The sequence below is a fragment of the Gilliamella sp. W8136 genome, from assembly GCF_016101285.1.
GTDB lineage: Bacteria > Pseudomonadota > Gammaproteobacteria > Enterobacterales > Orbaceae > Gilliamella > Gilliamella apicola_N.
On sequence record NZ_JACFQU010000007.1, the window covers coordinates 31,202 to 51,344 of the forward strand.

The 20,143-nt window shown below is 29.4% G+C and carries 20 protein-coding genes and 2 tRNA genes; 11 read left to right on the forward strand and 11 right to left on the reverse strand.

The window, feature by feature from the left end:
* Positions 1 to 118: 118 nt before the first annotated feature.
* From erpA to H3T96_RS05595, 3 genes are all read left to right on the forward strand, one after another.
* Positions 119 to 457 carry an iron-sulfur cluster insertion protein ErpA gene (gene erpA, locus H3T96_RS05585; RefSeq protein ID WP_025315260.1) on the forward strand — a complete coding sequence of 113 codons (339 nt, stop codon included), beginning with the start codon at positions 119 to 121 and terminating at the stop codon, positions 455 to 457.
* 385 nt (positions 458 to 842) lie between these two features.
* Positions 843 to 930, forward strand: a tRNA-Leu gene (locus tag H3T96_RS05590).
* Positions 931 to 947: 17 nt separating this feature from the next.
* A tRNA-Gly gene (locus H3T96_RS05595) sits at positions 948 to 1,023 on the forward strand.
* A gap of 237 nt (positions 1,024 to 1,260) precedes the next feature.
* Here the strand turns inward: H3T96_RS05595 and H3T96_RS05600 are convergent.
* From H3T96_RS05600 to H3T96_RS05645, 10 genes are all read right to left on the reverse strand, one after another.
* A complete protein-coding gene (locus tag H3T96_RS05600; protein ID WP_144091396.1) occupies positions 1,261 to 2,079 on the reverse strand; it encodes a helix-turn-helix domain-containing protein in 819 nt (272 codons plus the stop codon).
* Between the two features lie 217 nt (positions 2,080 to 2,296).
* Positions 2,297 to 3,040: an SDR family NAD(P)-dependent oxidoreductase gene (locus H3T96_RS05605; protein WP_144091397.1), complete on the reverse strand. Its 744-nt coding sequence runs from the start codon at positions 3,038 to 3,040 to the stop codon at positions 2,297 to 2,299.
* 2 nt (positions 3,041 to 3,042) lie between these two features.
* Complete coding sequence (locus H3T96_RS05610) at positions 3,043 to 3,861, reverse strand: MaoC/PaaZ C-terminal domain-containing protein (RefSeq protein ID WP_144091398.1); 819 nt, start codon at positions 3,859 to 3,861, stop codon at positions 3,043 to 3,045.
* The gene (locus H3T96_RS05615) at positions 3,858 to 5,117 is read right to left on the reverse strand and encodes a beta-ketoacyl-[acyl-carrier-protein] synthase family protein (protein ID WP_144091399.1); all 1,260 of its coding nucleotides are present in this window, start codon (positions 5,115 to 5,117) and stop codon (positions 3,858 to 3,860) included. Before H3T96_RS05615 ends, H3T96_RS05610 begins: the two co-directional genes overlap by 4 nt.
* A 9-nt stretch (positions 5,118 to 5,126) precedes the next feature.
* Positions 5,127 to 5,366 carry an acyl carrier protein gene (locus H3T96_RS05620; RefSeq protein ID WP_039127820.1) on the reverse strand — a complete coding sequence of 80 codons (240 nt, stop codon included), beginning with the start codon at positions 5,364 to 5,366 and terminating at the stop codon, positions 5,127 to 5,129.
* 168 nt (positions 5,367 to 5,534) lie between these two features.
* The gene (locus tag H3T96_RS05625) at positions 5,535 to 6,038 is read right to left on the reverse strand and encodes a hypothetical protein (RefSeq protein ID WP_144091400.1); all 504 of its coding nucleotides are present in this window, start codon (positions 6,036 to 6,038) and stop codon (positions 5,535 to 5,537) included.
* Between the two features lie 725 nt (positions 6,039 to 6,763).
* Positions 6,764 to 6,952 (reverse strand): integrase core domain-containing protein, encoded by a 189-nt coding sequence (locus tag H3T96_RS15000; protein ID WP_144091498.1) that lies wholly within the window; start codon positions 6,950 to 6,952, stop codon positions 6,764 to 6,766.
* A gap of 15 nt (positions 6,953 to 6,967) precedes the next feature.
* On the reverse strand, positions 6,968 to 7,549 hold the full coding sequence (locus H3T96_RS14835) for a DDE-type integrase/transposase/recombinase (protein ID WP_144091401.1): 582 nt from the start codon (positions 7,547 to 7,549) through the stop codon (positions 6,968 to 6,970).
* Positions 7,549 to 7,806: a transposase gene (locus H3T96_RS05640; RefSeq protein ID WP_025315326.1), complete on the reverse strand. Its 258-nt coding sequence runs from the start codon at positions 7,804 to 7,806 to the stop codon at positions 7,549 to 7,551. Before H3T96_RS05640 ends, H3T96_RS14835 begins: the two co-directional genes overlap by 1 nt.
* A 482-nt stretch (positions 7,807 to 8,288) precedes the next feature.
* Positions 8,289 to 8,591, reverse strand: a complete 303-nt coding sequence (locus H3T96_RS05645; protein WP_144091402.1) for a helix-turn-helix transcriptional regulator — start codon at positions 8,589 to 8,591, stop codon at positions 8,289 to 8,291.
* Positions 8,592 to 8,911: 320 nt separating this feature from the next.
* Here H3T96_RS05645 and H3T96_RS05650 point away from each other — a divergent pair, with 320 nt between their 5' ends.
* The 4 genes from H3T96_RS05650 (at position 8,912) to H3T96_RS05665 (ending at position 13,178) form a co-directional block, all read left to right on the forward strand.
* Complete coding sequence (locus tag H3T96_RS05650; protein ID WP_144091403.1) at positions 8,912 to 9,805, forward strand: AfsA-related hotdog domain-containing protein; 894 nt, start codon at positions 8,912 to 8,914, stop codon at positions 9,803 to 9,805.
* A 24-nt stretch (positions 9,806 to 9,829) separates the two neighbouring features.
* Positions 9,830 to 11,674, forward strand: coding sequence for a cytochrome P450 (locus H3T96_RS05655; protein WP_144091404.1), 1,845 nt, complete (start codon positions 9,830 to 9,832; stop codon positions 11,672 to 11,674).
* A 235-nt stretch (positions 11,675 to 11,909) separates the two neighbouring features.
* Positions 11,910 to 12,101, forward strand: coding sequence for an MFS transporter (locus H3T96_RS05660; RefSeq protein ID WP_144091405.1), 192 nt, complete (start codon positions 11,910 to 11,912; stop codon positions 12,099 to 12,101).
* 615 nt (positions 12,102 to 12,716) lie between these two features.
* A complete protein-coding gene (locus tag H3T96_RS05665; RefSeq protein ID WP_144091406.1) occupies positions 12,717 to 13,178 on the forward strand; it encodes an MFS transporter in 462 nt (153 codons plus the stop codon).
* A gap of 133 nt (positions 13,179 to 13,311) precedes the next feature.
* On the opposite strand, the gene H3T96_RS05670 is transcribed toward H3T96_RS05665, so the two are convergent.
* On the reverse strand, positions 13,312 to 14,391 hold the full coding sequence (locus tag H3T96_RS05670) for a hypothetical protein (protein ID WP_144091407.1): 1,080 nt from the start codon (positions 14,389 to 14,391) through the stop codon (positions 13,312 to 13,314).
* Positions 14,392 to 15,876: 1,485 nt separating this feature from the next.
* Between H3T96_RS05670 and H3T96_RS05675 the strand changes: the two genes are divergently transcribed.
* The 4 genes from H3T96_RS05675 to H3T96_RS05690 all read left to right on the forward strand — a co-directional run bounded on the left by H3T96_RS05675 (position 15,877) and on the right by H3T96_RS05690 (position 20,103).
* Entirely contained in the window at positions 15,877 to 16,779 is a 903-nt protein-coding gene (locus tag H3T96_RS05675; RefSeq protein ID WP_144091408.1) for a LysR family transcriptional regulator, read from the forward strand.
* 150 nt (positions 16,780 to 16,929) lie between these two features.
* Positions 16,930 to 17,769: an aldo/keto reductase gene (locus tag H3T96_RS05680; protein WP_144091409.1), complete on the forward strand. Its 840-nt coding sequence runs from the start codon at positions 16,930 to 16,932 to the stop codon at positions 17,767 to 17,769.
* A 392-nt stretch (positions 17,770 to 18,161) separates the two neighbouring features.
* Positions 18,162 to 18,677 (forward strand): shikimate kinase AroL, encoded by a 516-nt coding sequence (gene aroL / locus H3T96_RS05685; RefSeq protein WP_086327678.1) that lies wholly within the window; start codon positions 18,162 to 18,164, stop codon positions 18,675 to 18,677.
* Positions 18,678 to 18,903: 226 nt separating this feature from the next.
* Entirely contained in the window at positions 18,904 to 20,103 is a 1,200-nt protein-coding gene (locus tag H3T96_RS05690) for an MFS transporter (protein WP_144091410.1), read from the forward strand.
* The last annotated feature ends 40 nt before the right edge of the window (positions 20,104 to 20,143 follow it).

Sequence of the window (20,143 nt, forward strand, 5' to 3'; positions counted from 1 at the left end):
TCATAAAATCAAAATAAATTCAAGTTAGCTATTAAAAATTTATTTAATAGAAGTTTTCATTTTGTATTTTCAATCTGCAAAGGTATATAATATCTCAATCAAATATTGGGAGAAAAAAATGAGTAATGCTTTTCCGATTAACTTTACAGATGCTGCCGCTAATAAAGTTAAATTATTAGTAACAGAAGAAGAAAATCCAAACCTCAAATTACGAGTTTACATTACTGGCGGTGGTTGTAGTGGTTTTCAATATGGTTTCACTTTTGATGAAAAAGTAAATGAAGATGATCTTGCTATCGAAAAAAATGGCGTTTCACTTGTTGTTGATCCAATGAGTTTGCAATATCTAGTCGGTGGTACTATTGATTATGTTGAAGGCTTACAAGGATCACGTTTTGTGGTAGATAATCCGAATGCGACAACAACATGTGGTTGTGGCTCATCTTTTAGTGTCTAATTAAACTACTGTTCTTCATTTATATCATCCATTTTTTCATAGCAAAATTGCCTTATTATTAAATGGCATTTTGCTAATGTAACCATTTAGAGCATAATTTTATATAGCAATCCTAAATAATTTTATGTTCTGATCTCCAAGCATAATCGAATTTGACGTAAATAATCTCATTACAATTTAACTTAAAAAAATATATGCCCATTTAATTTTTACTTTATTTTGGATATAAAAAACGTCATTAAAACCTGAAAAGATTAATAATTTGGCAAAATATGACAAACATTGAGCAATCGAACAATTATTTTTAATTTTTAGTTGACGATATTTTTTAGATGAGTAAAATGCACAGCATCAAAACGCAATTACATTTTGTAATAAGTTTTAAGCCCGGGTGGTGAAATCGGTAGACACAAGGGATTTAAAATCCCTCGGCCTTTTTGGCCGTGCGAGTTCAAGTCTCGCCCCGGGCACCATTTAAAGCACTTCTCATGCGGGAATAGCTCAGTTGGTAGAGCGCAACCTTGCCAAGGTTGAGGTCGCGAGTTCGAACCTCGTTTCCCGCTCCAATATTGTATTTAAATTCTTTAATAAGATGTTTTATAGATTTTAATTGATATTTTAGATTTTTATGAAAATAAGTGGATTTATATCATTTAAATTTATTAATATTAGATAGATTAAAAAGAATTTTTAAGTGCAATTAATTTATATATAAAATATCTTTAATTTTTACTGTTTTTAGGTATACAGCTTTTGAAAAATTCTAAATTTTTGTTATTTTTATATATAAAACAATAAAGTTTTCAAATATATAATGCTTGAAAGACATTGTATAAACAGTAATGTTTTCCACACATACTATCGTTATGTTCATTACATAAGGCTTGCTTTATTTGTGATGGTCTTATTCCGAAATTAGAAAAACATGTCCTGCTTAAGTGAGCAGAATCGGAAAATCCTTTATCATTGGCTAAGGTTGTCAGCGTTTCTGAAGAATCAAGAATATCAATCACATCTTGTAATCTTTTCCAAAGAAGATATCCTCTAAAGTTAATACCTAATTTTGAACGAAAAAGATGAAGAAATCGACTCTCAGAAAGATGTATTTTTGCAGCAATTTCCCTAGATGAAATTTTTTTTATTGGTAATGATGAAATTATAGATATAGCTTTATTTATCCTATTATCTTGATCATATAAATAATTTAAATCACATTTACACAAAAATCTATATACATGATAAATATCAATAGGTTGATTGATAGTAACAGATTTAATAAAATAGTTCGCAATTTTTAAAGTTTCTTCACTAGTAAGAATATAAACTGAGTTTTTTTCGGTAAAATGTGATAACAAATGATAGTAATTTGATTCAGGATCAACAAACAAATTGATAAAACAAATACCTTGTGCCTTTAGTTTATGGGGTAAATTTGATTGAACAATGAAACCAAAAACTTCTCTTTTTTCAGATTGTGTTTCTAATTCAAAAGATATATTGTGTAATGATACAGTTAGTTGAAAGCAAGGGTGGCGATGCCAATCTGTTGTGATATTGTATACAAAACATAAAGTTACTAAATTTTGCTTATATATTTTGATTAACGACTTTTCGCCGGACATATTTATTTATCCTTGCTTATAATTATTAAATGAATATCCTTTTACTGAAACCTGCAATATCTGAAAAAGTAATCTACTTTGATTAACCTAGTTTGCTCAAAGAATAACATATTTTATAGAAGTTAATCAAAAACAATGCTACATCATTTACTGGCTAACTTCTGATTTATATTTATTTGTGTAACTATTTCTTAATAAAGTTAAAAAACAATCCTAATTAAGAAGACATTCCACCATCAATTACTAAAGTTTGGCCTGTAATATAATTACCTCCACAACTAAGTAAAAAATTTACTGCCATAGCCACTTCTTTGGGAGAACCTACACGACCTAAGGGAATTTTCTTTATCATATTTTTATATACACTACCTGAAAGACCTTGAGTCATATCCGTTTCAATTAAACCTGGTGCTATTGAGTTGACTCGAATATTGAAACGGCCTAGTTCAATAGCTAAAGAATGTGTCATACCTATCATTGCAGCTTTTGATGCAGCATAGTTTACTTGTCCTATATTACCTTTAAATGCAGTTATTGAACTAATAAAAAGAATGCAACCATCTCCTTGGTTGATCATATGGGGTAGAAAAGCTTTATTAATTAAATAACCAGATAGAACATTATTATTCATTATTTCTGACCATGTATTTTCTTCAATATTTATGAATAAACTGTCTTTTGTAATACCTGCATTATTAATTACTGCATAGGGTGCACCAAATAATGAAATACATTCTTCAGCTAATAGGTTAACTTCTTTGGAAATAGACGCATCACATTGATAAGTATAGCATTGTTTACCCTTTGAATTCAGGTGATTACATAATTCTTCGGCTCGTTTCTTATTGTTTTTATAGGTAAAAACAACACGATAATCGTTATTAGCAAGTTCGGTTACAATTTCAGCTCCAATGCCACGCGATCCACCTGAAACAAAAACCCATTTATTTTCATCTGACATATCTAATCTTTCTCCTTTATTTGATTATAGGTTTTTATACCCATAATATTCATCGTTATTATTATCGATATTTTATTCTCAACCCAGACAGGAATAGTTAAACTAATTGATAATGAATTTTCTTGTTGTGCTACATCATTTATTATTAAACTATAACTTACGGTTTCTGAAATGTTGACCAAATTTAATTTGCCTATATCATTACTAACATAAACTTTGTGATTTGTGTGTAACAATAGAACATCATTACCAATAAATTGTTTTTGCTTTCCCATGAATTTTTTTAAACTTTCTGTAAATAGTTTAGATGCATGTTTTTCTAAATAAATCGAAAAGATAAGAGCATCAAAATATATCCATAAGAATGAAATTTCAGTGAATTTCTTCTGAAATTCACTAAATTTTTGTTTTATGAAATCAGAGGGAATAGTAAATTGGTGAGCATTGGAAAAATCAAATTCCTGCAATGTTTGGTCAAAATTATTTGTCTGAATTCTACCAATAAAATATTTTTTTGTTGATTGCATATCATTCAGTGAGAATGTTATTTTATTATCAGAACTTTTTAATAAAAGCTCATAATCATTATTTATCCCCAAAGGATAACGTAATGAAGAACTCCAACAATATCCTCCAACAAGTTCTTTCAAAAACAGGTCTGTGGTATGTTGCTTAAGGGGAAGCATTGCTAACATACCATGCACGGCTAAATCATTGAGACCAATCTGTCTAGCTTTGAGTACATCAAAATGGATTGGATTGAAATCACCTGAAAAATCGGCCCATTCTTTTACTGAATCTTTATCGAAATTTAATATCATTGCATACACCTTTTGAAAATAAGTGCAGTATTAGAGCCACCGAATCCGTAATTAACATTAAGAACTGATTGAATATTTTCTTTATAACGATGTTTATTTGGCACATAATCTAAGTCGCAATCAGGATCTGGATTATTTAAATGTATTGTTGCAGGAATAATATTCGTTTCTATCGATTTAATACTTAGTATCGATTCTAAAGCACCAGCAGCAGCAATAAGATGACCTGTATACGATTTTGTACTTGATATTGGTATTGAGTAAGCTCCATCACCAAATAACATCTTGAACATTTTCGTTTCATTGGAATCATTTAACTGTGTTGAAGTTCCATGAGCATTTATATAATCAACTAATTCTAAGTTAGATTGCTTTAAAGCATATTTGGCCGCATTATATTTACCCAAACAATCGGGAGCCGGACTTGTTACATCATAAGCATCCGAATAGTTCCCATAGCCAGTTACTTCTGCAAGAATTGTTGCTCCTCTGGCTAATGCTGTTTCATACTTTTCTAAACAAAGAATTGCCGCTCCTTCAGATAAAACAAAACCATTGCGATTTTTATCGAATGGGCAACATGCAATTTCGATATTGTTTTGTTCCTTACATAATGCATTAAGAATATCAATACTCCAAATATTAAAAACGTTATTTAAACTTTCTCCTCCACCAGCTAATATCATTTCAGCACGTCCACTTCTAATCATTTCAACTGCATCACCAATTGCTACTCCCCCCGTCGCGCATGCCGATACCGGAGTATTTTGATATCCACGCAGTTTCCAATTAGTCGCTATCATAGCGGTGCAAATACTATGCATACTTAAAATATTAGTTAAAGTGGAAGCATAACCATCTTTATTATAAAATACTGAATTTTCAGATAAAACATCATCTCCTCCCCATCCAGTTCCAAAAATGACTCCACAAGAAAAAGGTGAGTAATATTTATGTATTTCACTTATATCGTTTTTGAAAGCCATTTGTAGTGCTTCATTTGCAGCAATTAAGCCTAATCGACCAAAACGAGGTGTATTTTTCAAAATTCTTCTAGAAAATGAAGAAATATCTAATTCGAACGGAATTTTACCAAAAAACTTAGCAGTAATAGATTTATCGCTCAATTCATATTTAGAATATCCAACTTTATAATCCATTATAGCATTCCAAATCTCGTTCACATTTTTTCCTAATGAAGTCACTGCTCCATAACCAGTAACAACCACTCGTTGTTTAGAAGTTTCATTCGCCATTTTGATTCCTTAACTTTTTAAAGCTTGTGATACATAATCAATAAAATCACCAAGAGTATTAATATTTTTTTGCCCTAAATTTTCCATATTAATGGGTACTCCATATTTTTTCTTTAAAGCCACTTCGATTGAAACATAATCTAAACTAACTAAATCGAGCTCTGCTAAAGGTGTTTCTCTCGTAATTTCTTCAGAATTGACGTCTGTTAATTCACTAATTTGTTCTACAATAAAGTCAAATAATTCCATAAGTTCCTCTTTTTTAAATAAGTTAATGTGTAATAGTTAATTTTCTAAATAATGAATAAAGATGGAAAATTGCCTTATGAATTGCTTTTACAAATTTTCCTCATCCCTTAGATAATTAGGTTTGTTTAAATTATCTACAATAATTTGATTGAATATTTTGACTCCTATCTAATTTAGAAAAGTAGACTTCATTAAACTGGATGTTTTTTTAAGGTTAATAGCACAACAACCAAATTCTTTTGCCGCAGCAATCCGGTTAACAAAGCCAATTCGTTGAGAATTTAGATAGGATTGAGTTTTATCCTTACGAATAAAAATAAGTTTTTTGGTTTGAACCATTACTGGTACTAAAGGCGATATAGGATCAAAAATGGCTAGGTATCCAATTTCTCCAACTGGTACTTTTTTGAATAAATAATAAGGATCTTGAGCTGAAAAGTGTCTATATGGTGGTATATATTTATGATTATATTCATCACATAGTTTTTTATAGTAGGGATTATTTTTGAAATGACGTTTGATTGCATCTTTTATGAAGCAGAACTTTAATTGTTTTTGTTCAGGTATCGATAATTTATGTAACTTATCAACATTTGAAATCAAAAAACTCAATGGTTCAAAACCGAATTGCTGTGTTCTTTCATGTAATTTTGCAATGTCATTTGCTGTCATATTACTCCACTCTACTTTTCCATTTATTAGAATATTGATTTAAATATTCAAAGTCATTGTATAAATGGCAGAGTAATATTGTCTTGAATTAAATAGCTAATTTTATCTAAAAATTGCTTTTTCTAGTTTATTGCCAAACAATAATTATTAATAAATATATATAGTTATAAATTCAATTTTATTTTAAATTTGAATTTATATAACTTGTATAGCTAATTTATTCAAGTAAATAACTATTGAATTAAGATACGTTTATTCAAATATATTAAAGAGGGGGGATAACAAAGTGATTTATGATTGTTTAATTGTAGGAGCCGATTAGGCAAGCCAGAGCGAACAAAAAGATCTAACTAACGTATCGATAGATTTGGTAGAAGCATGTCTATCGTCTGGAAACATATATTAAGCAAGTTTATGGGAGAACTTAGATAATAGGCAATCTTATATTTCAATTGATAACTTGAGTCCTAGAGATATAATTAAATTTAAGGGTAGATTGGTGAACCTAGCCGAAATACTAGACAATACTCACCTCTACAAGATTGTTCTTTAACTAATACTAGTTTTATTCTTCTGCATCCGATAAATTTTTTAATTTGGCTGGTTTTGAAAAAAGAATTATGATCTATTGAATTAAAAAACCGATTAAAACTGCAAAAATAAAACTTTTCACACCAAAATTTGCACTTATGTACACTCCTATAGCATCCTTGCTTTGTTACGCACTAATTATTTAATGCTTCATGCGGTCTTTCTGTGTTATACATTTCTAACCACTCTTCGGTTATTTTTCTTACCTGTTCCAGATTTTTAAATAAATACAGATCTAATACCTCCGTTCGATATGTGCGATTAAATCGTTCTATATAGCCGTTTTGATAAGGACTACCTGGTTTAATATAATCTAGGGTTATTCCATGTGATTTTGCCTAGCTTGTAAATCTGTTTGAGGTAAATTCTGTGCCATTATCAACGCGTATTTTTAATGGATAACCGTGATATTGAGCCAGTCTGTCTAAATAACGGGTAATTCTACCTGCCGATAAACTGACCGCAATATCAATGCCTAATGCCTCTCGATTAAAGTCATCAATAACATTAAAAGTTCTAAATCGGCGGTGATTTTGAGAACTATCACTCATAAAATCCATTGACCAACATTCTCCCAAATGACTTGGTACTGATAATGGCTCTGGATAACGTTGGGGCAATCGTTTATTACGTTTAGAACGAATATTGAGTTTTAACTGACAATAAACTCGATAAATCCGTTTATGATTCCACGTATATCCCAGTTTCCTGATTCGATGAAAACACTTAGGAAATCCCCAACGTAAATGCTTGTCTGTTATTGACTTAAGTAACGAAATAATCATAGTGTCATCTGCCGATTTAGGTTGATAGTAGTAAGCACAGCGACTTAAATTCACAATAGTGCAACTCATTTTAATTGTTATACAGTATTGTGACTGTAATGTTTGTGCCCAACTCTTACGAACTGCCGTCGGCACTATAGCTTTTTTATTATTTCTTGCTGGAGCTGAGAAGTTAAACTTAATTCAGCATACATCTGTTTAAGTTTACGATTTTCAGCTTCCAGCTGTTTTAACCGCTTAATGTCCGATGATTGCATACCGCCATATTTATCTCGCCATTTATAAAAAGTAGAAACGGCCATACCATATTTACGGCAAAGCTCTTTAATAGGGATACCAACTTCAGCTTCTTTTAAAATGGAGACAATTTGGTGTTCCGATAATTTTTTCATATTGAAATTCTCCTTAAAAATATTATAGAGAATTTTCTACTTTTTTATGTACTATTTTAGGGGATAGTTACAATTGATCATTCTGTTTTAAAAGATAAATTATATATCATTAAAGGATTACACGACTCATTTGCTGTTTTCTATTTTAATCGTTTCAAAATTATATTGGTTCACAAGAAATCATTAGTTTGAACTTCATTGATTATTCTCACTTAATGTATATAACTTGTTGTATAAAAGTTTCAATGGAATTAAATGAGATTTTTTATCCATTTTTTCTATGTTTAAAATAGCGAGTTTTTATCATAATGTAGTAATAAAATTCCGAAAATAGTTCAAAAATGCCACATTGTTAATTTTGAAATTTTTTGCATACATAAAGATACATAAATTAAGTGGGAAATATAAAAATTATCTCCCACCTAAATTATAATATTTGACATTTTATTTTTTAATATTAGAGCAAGTATATTTTTACTCTTTTACAAAGTTTTCCAGTTAGTAGAAATCAAATCTAATAAGCCAGGAAATTCTTTTTCAATTTCTTTTCTTCTTAAAGTTGCCAGAGAGCAATTACCCTTATCTACCTGAGATATGAGTCCAGCTTCCCTTAAAACTTTAAAATGATGTGAACGTGTAGCTCTTGTTAATTGCAAACCAAATGAGGTGCAATGCCTTGCTGCTCCAGGTTCATCTTGAATGAGACTTTTTATGATCATTAAACGGTTTGGATCGCTAAGCGCTTTAAATATCTGAATTAGTTTCATCTTATTTTCAGGTTTCATTCTCTCATTTAATTTAAATTGTTTTATGACTAATGATGGTGACTAACGTCAAAAAAATTGACATACATAAAAAAATAGATTAAAAATAGAACGTTTGATTGCTGTAGAACCTATCATGTTAATAAGACAAGATTGCTAATCTTACTATAAAGTTATAAAAAAAACATTAACTTTTTAGTAAATTATTAGAAATATTGAAGGAGTAAATATGAATCTTACACCTGTTGCCAAAAGCAACGATATCTTCTTAGAAAATTGTCAAACGATTAAAAAAACAATCGGTTCACAGTTTAGCTATAAATGAAGAATTTTTAACTGACATGAAGCAATCATCTGACGGTCGCTATGTTATTGCGGCTCAACTACCAAGATCTCACATATATTTCTATGATGTAATAAATAGATATTATGATGCTACATTATTATTGGAAATTTTCCGTCAAGTATCAATTTGTATTACACATCGTTTTTATACTATACCTCACTCCACTAAATTTATTTTTAATAAAGCAGAATTCAATATATTAAATGATACTTTTCTGAACAATATAAGGATCCCCATTGAAGTTACTATTAAAGTAAATGTAGTCGATAAAAAAAGAAAAACGGTGTCAATAATTGGGTTAAATCTTGATATGTCAATTTATGTCAATAATTGTTTATGTGTCATCAAATTGATGGATATTACATGGATGTCGGATTTAGTCTGTAAGAAACTTAGAAACAAGCCTTTAATCTCACAAAATTTACAAGAAAATAAGATTGAAAACCAAATTTTATGTTCTGTAAAGCCTCCAGAAGTTGGCCACACTTTTCATAGAAATGTTGTTATTAAAGAATTAAAAGACAACTTTAATGAAATTATCACAAGCTTATATATTGAACAATCTTACCTAGGCTTATTTGATCATGAACTCGATCATGTTCTTGGTATGGTTTTGATAGAAATGCTAAAACAAACCGCGCTAATTGGTATAAAAAAATTATTAAACATTTATGCTCACAGATTAGAATTGATTGAATGTGATGTGATTTTTTTTGCTTTTTGTGAAATTAAGACAAAGACTGAATATTCATTAAATAAGAACGAATTAAAAAAAGAATTACTTTTAAATAAAGACAAAATTATAAAGGTTCATTTAAGTATACTTCAAAGTAATAAAGTAATTACCTCTGGAAGTCTTATGTTTAAGCACGTTAGTCTAATTAATTAAAATATTGCAAAGGTAGATGATCTAATGAATAAAAAAGTTTTTTGGTTTGATTTCGGCGGTGTTTTATCACCATCAATAACAGATTTATTTGAACAATACGAAAAAAAAACAGGTATACCCCAGAAAGCATTAAAAGAAGCTATGCAGTCTATTGCGGATGGTATGAAACTGCCGATATTAGCACTAATTGAAAATGCTGTAATAAATGAAGTTGAATGGGGGAGTAAACTAAGAAAAAAATTAACAGAGAGTTATCCTGATTTGGATACAACTTATGCACAGTTTGAACAGTTCGGCAAACAGTGGCTTGAAAATGTATCGCCCAATAAAGTTATGGTCGATAAATTAAAAACAATAAAAAAACAAGGATATCGTGTTGGTATATTAACAACCAATGTTATTGAATGGGAAACTTACTGGAAATCATTACTAAATTTAGATGGTTATGTGGATTATGTTCTTGATTCCTGCAAGGAAATATGTAGAAAACCTGACGATGCTTTTTTTGAAATAGCAGAAAAACGTGCGCAAGTTAATTCAACAGATTGTATATTAATTGATGACTTGATGGAAAATTGCATTGCTGCTTCAGAACGGGGTTGGAAAACAATTCATTTTACTGACAATGAAAACACATTAAAACAACTGAATAACATTATAATTCAAAATAATTTATTTAATAAATATTACCTTAGTGATATTCCAAATTATGAGCCTAAACCTGGATATGAGATTGTTAAACATGAAGATCCTTCCTCACCAGAAATTATTAAACTTACAAGTGGGCATGAAGCTTATCATATTGTTAAATATGACGATGTAAAAAAGGTTCTCTCGGATAGAACATGTATAAGAAGTCCATCAAATGAGCCTGGTGGTCCAAGCGTATTACCAACATCAACACCAAAAGAATTGTTACTTAATCTTGATTTTCCTGATCACACAAGGTTAAGACAGTTTGTTTCAAAAGATTTTAGTGCTTCTAGGCTAAAACATTTAGAGCATGAAATTTCTGATAGAACAACACATTATGTGACACTTATGCGTAGTAAAAAAGATGGATGGGATATTTTTAAAGATGTTTTAGATAATGTTTCGGCGGAAGTAAACTGCTCGCTTTTAGGTTTACCAATTGAAGATAGAGAATATTTTCGACCGTTAAGTCATACTGTTCAAATTGCTAATAAAAATGATGTTGAAAATTTAGTTGATAAGTACGCTCAGCTCTATAATTATGTTCTAGAACATGTACAAAATAAACGCGAACACGATAGAAAAGGATTAATACATCTTTTTATAGAAAGAAGAAATCAAACTACTCCTCCTTTGAATGATGCAGAACTAACAGCTTTATTGTTAGGTATTGTAATTGGAGGTGATCAAAATTTGTTGACAGCAATGACTAAGATTATTTATGGAATATTATCTCTACCTAATTACTGGAAAAATTTATCCAATAACAAATCTATTGTTCCTGATGTTGTTGAAGAAATGTTACGGTTAACAAATTTAGGCAGCATCTCCTCATTTCCTAGAATAACAACTAAAGAAATCCTCCTCTCGACCGGAAAAATACCTGAAGGTTCTGTTATCTATGCAGATGTTACTTTAGCAAATCGTGATCCTAATGTCTTTTTAGAACCACTGAAAATTGATCCTTTTAGAATTAATAAACGACATTTACAATTTGGATACGGAATGCATAACTGTATGGGACAAGAAATGGCTAGGCTTGAGATTTGTGTCGTTATTGACACATTACTTACATTGTTACCAGAACTAAAATTAGATCCAAAATTTATTGAAGATATATCTTGGGATGAAGGAGTTGTTTTGAGACGCCCTAACAAATTACCTGTACTTATTTAATTTTTTAACGAGCTGTGAAATATTTATTTAGAGAGCTTAAAAATGAATACAAAAATTGAAAATCCCAATACAGGCATAATTTTAATATCAATATTACTTGCTGTATTTGTAGTTCTAACATCTTCTCGGGAACAGCAATTGCGCTACCATTTATAGGTGCTAATCGTTCTGCTAACTCAACTTCACTACAATGGATTGATAATAGTTTAATCTGTTGTGGTGATCTTTTGCAGACATGTTTGGTCATAAAAAAGCGTTTATAATTGGTGCAACTATCAATACGATGGATTCTTTATTATATGCTGTGTCTATTAGTCCTTTAATAATTGATATAGCGAGAAGTTTTGCAGGTGTTGGAGGTACAGCTATATTTTCATTTGGAAATGCTATACTAATCAAAACATTTAATATGGAGGAAAAGAACTAAAACATTTGCATTTTTTGGAACAACGGTGGGCGCGTAGGCATTACATTTGGACCAACAATATCAGGTTTTTTGTTAGAGTTATTCAATCGAATAGCTATTTTCGTATTACATATCATTGTTTTAGCTAAAGTAATATTTATGACTCCAGCTATTAAAAATGACACTTCCATTAAACACCAATATCAATTTGATAAAATTGGGTCAATAATTTTTACCATAGGTTTGTAGCTGTTAATGTTTTCAATTAGTGAAAGTACACGATGAGGGTGGTTCAATATAAAAACATTAATACTTTTAGGTATAAGCTGTCTTTTAGGGATTATATTTGTGATTTATGAGAAATATAATACTAATCTCGTATTGAATCTAACTCTATTAAAAAATAAAAGATATTTAGGTTCGATTCTTGTTTCTGTTTTTGCTAGTTTTAGTTTTGTTACATTATTTACCTATTATTCGAGCTATTTAACAGGTGTAATACAGTTCAGCCCATCTTATGCAGGTATTGTTATGATTTAATTAACTTTTACTCTATTATTTTGTCTTTCCCTCACAGGAAAATTTGTTTCATTTGGGGTATCAGCAATATTTATTGTATTGATTAGCCTATCTTTAATGATTTTGGGTAGAATTCTTTTATTTTTAGTTGGAGGTATCGATGGGCTGTTACCCCTCATCAGTATTGCATTATTTATGATAGGGGCAGGAATGGGGCTCACAGCTGGACTTGTTGATGGATTAGCACTAAGTTGTGTTGATCCTGATGAGACGGGCATGGCTGCTGGCTTATTAAATACATTGCTTTTGGGTAGTGAAGCTATAGCCGTTGCTTTATATGGTTCATTATTAACAACTAATCTTAATGGTATATTACCAAATTTATTAACAAAATACAGTTCGTCAATTGATTTAATTGAAGATTGGATAAATGCTGTGGCTAGCGGGAATCTCACTGCACCACTGACTAATGTTGCTACAAATATGTATTCAATAATGCTTGATGATATAATTTTAAGTTATCATAATGCATTCAATTTTACCTTAGTTATGTTATCTCTAATATTCTCGCTCCGTTAGAGGCCGTAACACTTATTATGTCTACTTCGCAAGGTGCTTATATTATAGCAAAAGGATTGCAAGATGATTCCTATTTCCACTTAGCTATTAATACACTATTGAAAATATTTACTCCATAACAGCATGTTATAATTCAGATTTCTTTTGGCCAATGCCCAGTAGTTTCATATAACCACTTTAAAACACGTTTAGTATAGGAGCGATCATTAAGATATGAAAATAGCGTATAGAATAGTAGAAAGAGTAATGGAATAATCTGTGCTAACGGAAATATCCATAAAAAAATATTTATTATTACATCAAGTTTTTCAGATGGTAATATTACTAATAATATAAATGCAATTGGTGCAGAGATGGTATAAAAATACCAATAACGTAATAAAGTTTTTGCTTTTTGTTTACTTATCCAAACACAATGAGTAATTAAATAGCTTGAACCGTCGGTATGATTGAAAATTCCTTGAATTTTGTTATTTTCAAATACTAAGCTGAGTTTATCACCTGGTGCAATAAAAGTCGGATGGCAAAAATAATAAATAATAGGTATAAAATAATTAGTTAAATCATATTCATTGAATGATAATCTAACACCATTGAAATCAAATGATAACCTTGTTCCTCGAGAAATTAATGATGAGTTTATATTAGTAGCAATTCCTTCATATACAGGTAAGTCTGTTAATGAACAACTTAAGGTTTTGCGATTTTTTGAAAGCGGACTTTTCATAAAACTTAGATCACTTTGTTTTAGTCTATGATAACGCTTCCGTAGAAAAATTTGTTTAGGTAAAAACAAATTTATTAAACGAAATAAAGTTCTACAAATACACCACATCAAAATAAAAATTAGCCCAAAGAATAAAAATATTGTTATTAATTGAAGATCAAACCAAAATCCTATCAAGATAAGAAATGGCATAAGTAATATATAACGGTGTGGAATACTATAATGTAACTTATCTCGAATAGCCAAGTCTCCTTTCCATGAAACTAGCCAGTGAAGCCAAAAAGTGCCATCATTAAGTGCATGACAGCCAATATGGATAACATCACCTTCTTCCAAATTATCTAAGATGTTAACATCGATAAATTGGTATTCATAAAAAAAATATACTCCGTTATCAGTAATAATACGATAACAATTAGTAGTTTCATGAGGAATGCAATCATATTGATAAAATTTAGCAGTATTGAATTGGCAATTATTTTTCATTTTATATTCTTATTTCAGATCTTGAATCTACTTCTTTTCCTATTCGTCGTTTTACCTAAATAGTTGAAATAGTGGATTACTTCATTTTATAGCAAATTAATTTAATTATTGTACTTAGTTATTCTGAAATTTAACAGATTATTAATAGTGTAAATGTGAACAGCATTTAAAAAGTATTAACTTATACAATCCTTTTATCGAAAAAAGAAGATAATTATAAAAGACAATAATATGATGATAATTTTTGTTTTGATTGTCTCTAATTTCATTTCTAAATAAAATGTAGACGCAATGTTATTAATGGCTTTTGTAAATAAGTATTATGTTAAAAAGTTATTCAACTCTATTTATATAAATAACCATCATAATAAAACACCTATAGCCAGTTCATCAATTGAATTCAATAAAATTATTTCAATAAAACCAATGTAAAAAAACTTATTTAGTAATTTTTTTATATAAGTTTTTCAGATTTTTGTTCAATTTTATAGCTTTGTAATAAATAAAGTACCAACAGACTATAGAATAATGTTTTAGTCATGATGAGGACATAAAAAAGGATAGTCTTTCAAGATATAATTCTAACTATATTAAGGCAACTTATGCTTAGGAAATATATTAAAGCCCGATTACAGGGTAATTAAATAAACGTCATAAAATGAAAGGTATAAATTCAATAAACATTGACAGCTTTCGAGAAAAATTTTTAGATAATTAATCTACTTGCCTTTAAATAACGGTTTAACAAAGGTTAAAAGTTAAATCTTTTAGTTAAACTTAAACATAGAATACCATTATACAGTAGGTCATAGCTTATTTTTAATTTAATTAATAATCAGTTATTTATTCTAGTTTTTCATATAGGTTAATTATTTAAATTTAATTTAAACATAAAAATTTTTTATCTGGTTTATTTGATTATTTTTTTTAAACTCAATGTAAATCGGATTAGAAATATTTTTAATACTTACTTAATACTTTTGTAAAAATTATTCAGGAGTCTATACCGTTTCAATGTTAATTCTAAATCCATTTTATTATTAGAACTGAAATGTTTTATATATGAAGACAGTTTATTTAGATTATAAAGAATTGTTTTTACTTTTAAGAAGATTAATCGAAACAAAGTTCGTTGATGATTCTAATTTTAAGAGATTTTTTATCTAACTTAACTAACTTTTTTACATTTAAATAAAAAGCCACGTGATAGTTGGGTATCAGTTGATTTGATTCATTTTTATAAAGTTAAATACTTTCTTAGAATAAAGCAGGTTATCAAAAAACTCTGTTATTATTGAGGAGGTGGATTTTTTCTAGGCCTCTTTCTCTTATGTGACAATGTTTTACTATTTATAATTTAAATTGTAGGTAAAACTCTTAATAATCATAGAGTAAGTAGTTTAATTTTAGAAATCCTATTTTTTCCATTTTAGTAATAAATATTTTATAATACAAATAAATCATTGATTAGAGAGTAATTCACTCATGAATATCAAACAACTTAAATACTTTCAGATACTCGCTAAAAATCAACACTATACTTATACTTCAGAATATTTTTCCATTAGTCAACCAAGTCTTAGTCATGCGATTGCAGAATTAGAGAAAGAGGTTGGTATCAAGTTATTTCAAAAGAAAGGACGTAATGTAGAACTAACTAAAGAAGGCGAACAGTATCTCATCTACGTTAATCAAGCATTACAATCACTAAATGAAGGTGAACAATTTATTAAAGAATTAACTAGCATATCGCATGGGCATATTCGATTAGCTTTTGTTTATTCATTAAGTATGGGATATATACCAAAAATTATAAAAGCGTTTACTAGCTTACCTGAATATAAAAATATTTCATTTTCCTTTTATGAAGATTTGAGCGCAAATATTGTTCAAGAACTTAAAAGCAAACGTTATGATATCGGGTTATGTTCTTATTTGCATGATGACCCAGAAATAGAATTCACTCGTTTAGCTAAGCAAGAAATTGTATTTATTATTTCTAATGAGCACCCATTATCTAAGCGAAAAAAACTGGACTTAAAAGATATAGCTAATGAACCGGTAATTTTATATACCGAACGTAGTGGAATGAAAGGTTATTTGGATAATATCATTAGTGAATCAAGTGTCAAATTAACTAATGTTGTTAGTCGGGTTGAAAGTGAAAATGCAATGATTGGTTTAGTATCTATCAATTATGGTATTGGTATGATGATTAATGTATCTGTTCCTGAAGATGCTAATGTTTCATTAATACCGATGAATAAAAATCGCCAAAAACGAGACATCTATGTGGCGACGGTTAAAAATAGACCCTTAATGCCTGTCGCTCAAAAATTTTATCGATTTTTAACCCAATACTGTGGAGATAGTTTTTTTAATAATTAATTTTGTGCTACTATTCATTTAATTATTTAATAAATGCTGATATTTACATAGATAATTTAAATATATTTGTTAAATGAAAAACTTAAAACAACATATTTTGTTTTAAAATTTGATTAATTTTTATAGCTAGAATAATTTGATGAGAAAAAAATGACATCTTTAATTAAAAAAATTAGCTTAAGCAATAGTGTATCCATCGAACAGTTAGGTTTCGGTACTTTTAAAATTGTTGATCAACAGGAAGCTAATAACGCTGTCATGACAGCCTTAAATAATGGTTATCGTGCATTTGATACTGCCCAGCTTTATAATAACGAAAAAATACTGGGTGAAGCTTTTGTTAATTCAGGTGTTGCAAGGCAAGAACTATTTCTAACGACTAAAGTAAGTAATCTTAATCAAGGTTATGAGCAGACGTTAAAATCTTTCGAACAATCCTTAAAAGATTTACAAACGGATTATCTAGATCTTTTTCTAGTCCATTGGCCATTGAAAAATCATTTCTTTGATACTTGGAAAGCCATTGAACAACTATATGAAACTAAAATGGTTCGCGCAATTGGCGTTTGTAACTTTCATCAATCTCATTTTGAATTGTTGAAAACTCGTGCAAATATTAAACCTATGATTAATCAAATTGAGATTCACCCCTATTTAGTACAAAAAGAATTAATAGAATATTTAAACAAAGAACAAATTGCGATTGAAGCTTGGAGTCCTTTGGCTCGTGGTCGTGTTGTTGATGAACCATTATTGATAAATATCGGTCAAAAATATCAAAAATCATCTTCACAAGTAACGTTACGTTGGCATGTTCAAAAAGATCTTATTGTCATTCCTAAATCGGTTAACCCTCTGCGTATAGCTGAAAATATGCAAATTTTTGATTTTGAATTAACTGACACCGAAATGCAGCAAATTGATAGTTTAAATGAAGACTTTAGAACAGGTCCAAATCCTGATGATGTTTATCAGAAAAATGGTTTTTAAAATTTTAGATGTGTAATCTATAACACATTATTTTTTAGAATAACATTAATAGTGATATTCTATTTAATAATAATAGATTACATATTGTTTTCTCTCTTATTGCTAAAAAATCCTATTCTATAAATCAATTCTCATAACTAAATTACCCCTTAATTTAATTAATTTTTTTTGGATATTGAAAGCTAAGATTATTTCTTATTTCAAATGTATCGCAAACAATTCTTCATAAAATAATTTTATCTGTAAAAAAATATTTACATATACCTTTTATTTAATGCTTTGATATATTGGAAATTTATAAAATAATTTAACTTTGTGTAAATATTTGTTGCATTTATGTATATTAAGAATAACATATAAGTGTATTATGTTATTGAAGTGAGATTATAAAAATGAATAAAACAATCTTTCTCGTTGGAGCTCGAGCGTCAGGAAAAACAACAATGGGGCGCTTACTTGCTGAAAAGTTAAATTACTCATTTGTTGATACAGATGTTTACCTATATGAAAGTACCCAAAGGACCGTTGCTGAAATAGTTGAAAAAGAGGGTTGGGAAGGTTTTAGAAAGCAAGAAAGCCAAGTTTTAAAAGACGTCACACAGCCGTGTCGAGTTATTGCAACAGGTGGTGGAATGATTTTAGCTGACCAAAATCGTCTACATATGCAAAAAATGGGTATTGTATTCTTCTTATCTGCTCCTGCAAAGATTCTTGCAGAACGATTAATGAAAGATCCTAATATGGCACAACGTCCTTCATTAACAGGATTATCAATTGTTGATGAGATGGAAAAAATACTTGAAGAACGTCATCATCTCTATATGGATTCTGCAAGTCATGTTATAAATGTAGATTGTCAGGAGATGCAAATATTAGGACAGTTTCTAGAAGTACTCAATATTGATTAATGAATTTGTACTTTTTTACATTATGAAGTTTTTATCATCATTCAAAATGATGATCCTCCATTTATTCTAATCTAACATAATTATATAAATAACTTATTCTTTATTAACTACAATTAATTAATAATACTATTAGTTAGGTTATTTTTCTTTTATTCCGGCACTTTTACCGCTAATATTAAATCAGTTAGTTTTGTAATGTTTTAAATTTATAATGGAATATTAACTGATGAACAATAATATTAACAGCCCTTATTCGATAGCAGGATCTATCTATGCTAATTACATTATTGAAAGTATCGCTTTAATAGTAATTATGCAATTTTCTGAAGAAATATCGGCTCAACTTAACACTGACCTAGTTGGTGTCGGGTTTGTGGCTTCTGGAATAGGATTTGGCAAAATATTGTTAATGTTTGCCGGTGGCATATTATCCGATAGGTTTGGTCGCAAACCATTTATTTTAATGGGAATGTTTTGTTATATTATCTTTTTTAGTGGGATTCTTTTTTGTCACAATGCAACTGTTGCCTTTTATTTAGCAATGTTTATTGGTGCAGGAAACTCTTTTTTAGATACGGGTTCAATGCCAGCATTGACCGAATGCTTTCCTAGATCAGCAGGTACCGCGAGCGTTTTAATTAAAGCATTCATCTCAATGGGAACCCTAGTTTTACCCTTTATTGTTACTATATTTCATACTTATCATTTGTGGTATGGTTATGCTTTCCTATTCTTTATTGCTTGTATCATTCTTAATTCGTTACTACTCGCGCCAAGAAAATTTCCTTCTAAAAATACGGTTATTTGTGGTAATGAAGGTCATAATGACTATTTTATTGGTAAACCTAATATTTTCTTTGAAGGTATTTTATTAATCATTATGGGCTTTACCACTACAGCAACTTTCGTGATCATTTTACAATGGTTACCGGCAATTGCAGAAAAGGGGATAGGGATGGATCAAATGGCAGCCAAACAGTTAATCAGTTATTACAGCACGGCTTCAATAATTTCCGTTTTTACAACAGCCTATATTGTTAAAAAATTCATAAAACCTATTTTTTGTATAATTATATTGCCTTTACTTTCAGTGTTAACTTTATTAATTTTTCTTTTTAATCTGAATCCAACTATGAGTTTAATTGCGGCAATTGGTATGGGATTAACTGCCGCAGGTGGTGTATTACAACTTACCTTAGTTGTTATGCAACAGCTATTTCCGGATCGTAAAGGCTTTGCAGTCGGAACAATGTATACTTTAAGTGGCTTATCATTTATTGTCATCCCATTAATAGTACCGAAATTAGCCATGACAAATGTTAGCTATGCAATTCTAGTCGATCTTGTCGTTGCACTATCAAGTGTAATATTAGGCACAATTGTTTATTCACGTTTCAAGAAAGTCATTGATATGAAGAAAATTTGATAACTATCCACATGGGAATTAAAAAAAGCGTCTTATTGTA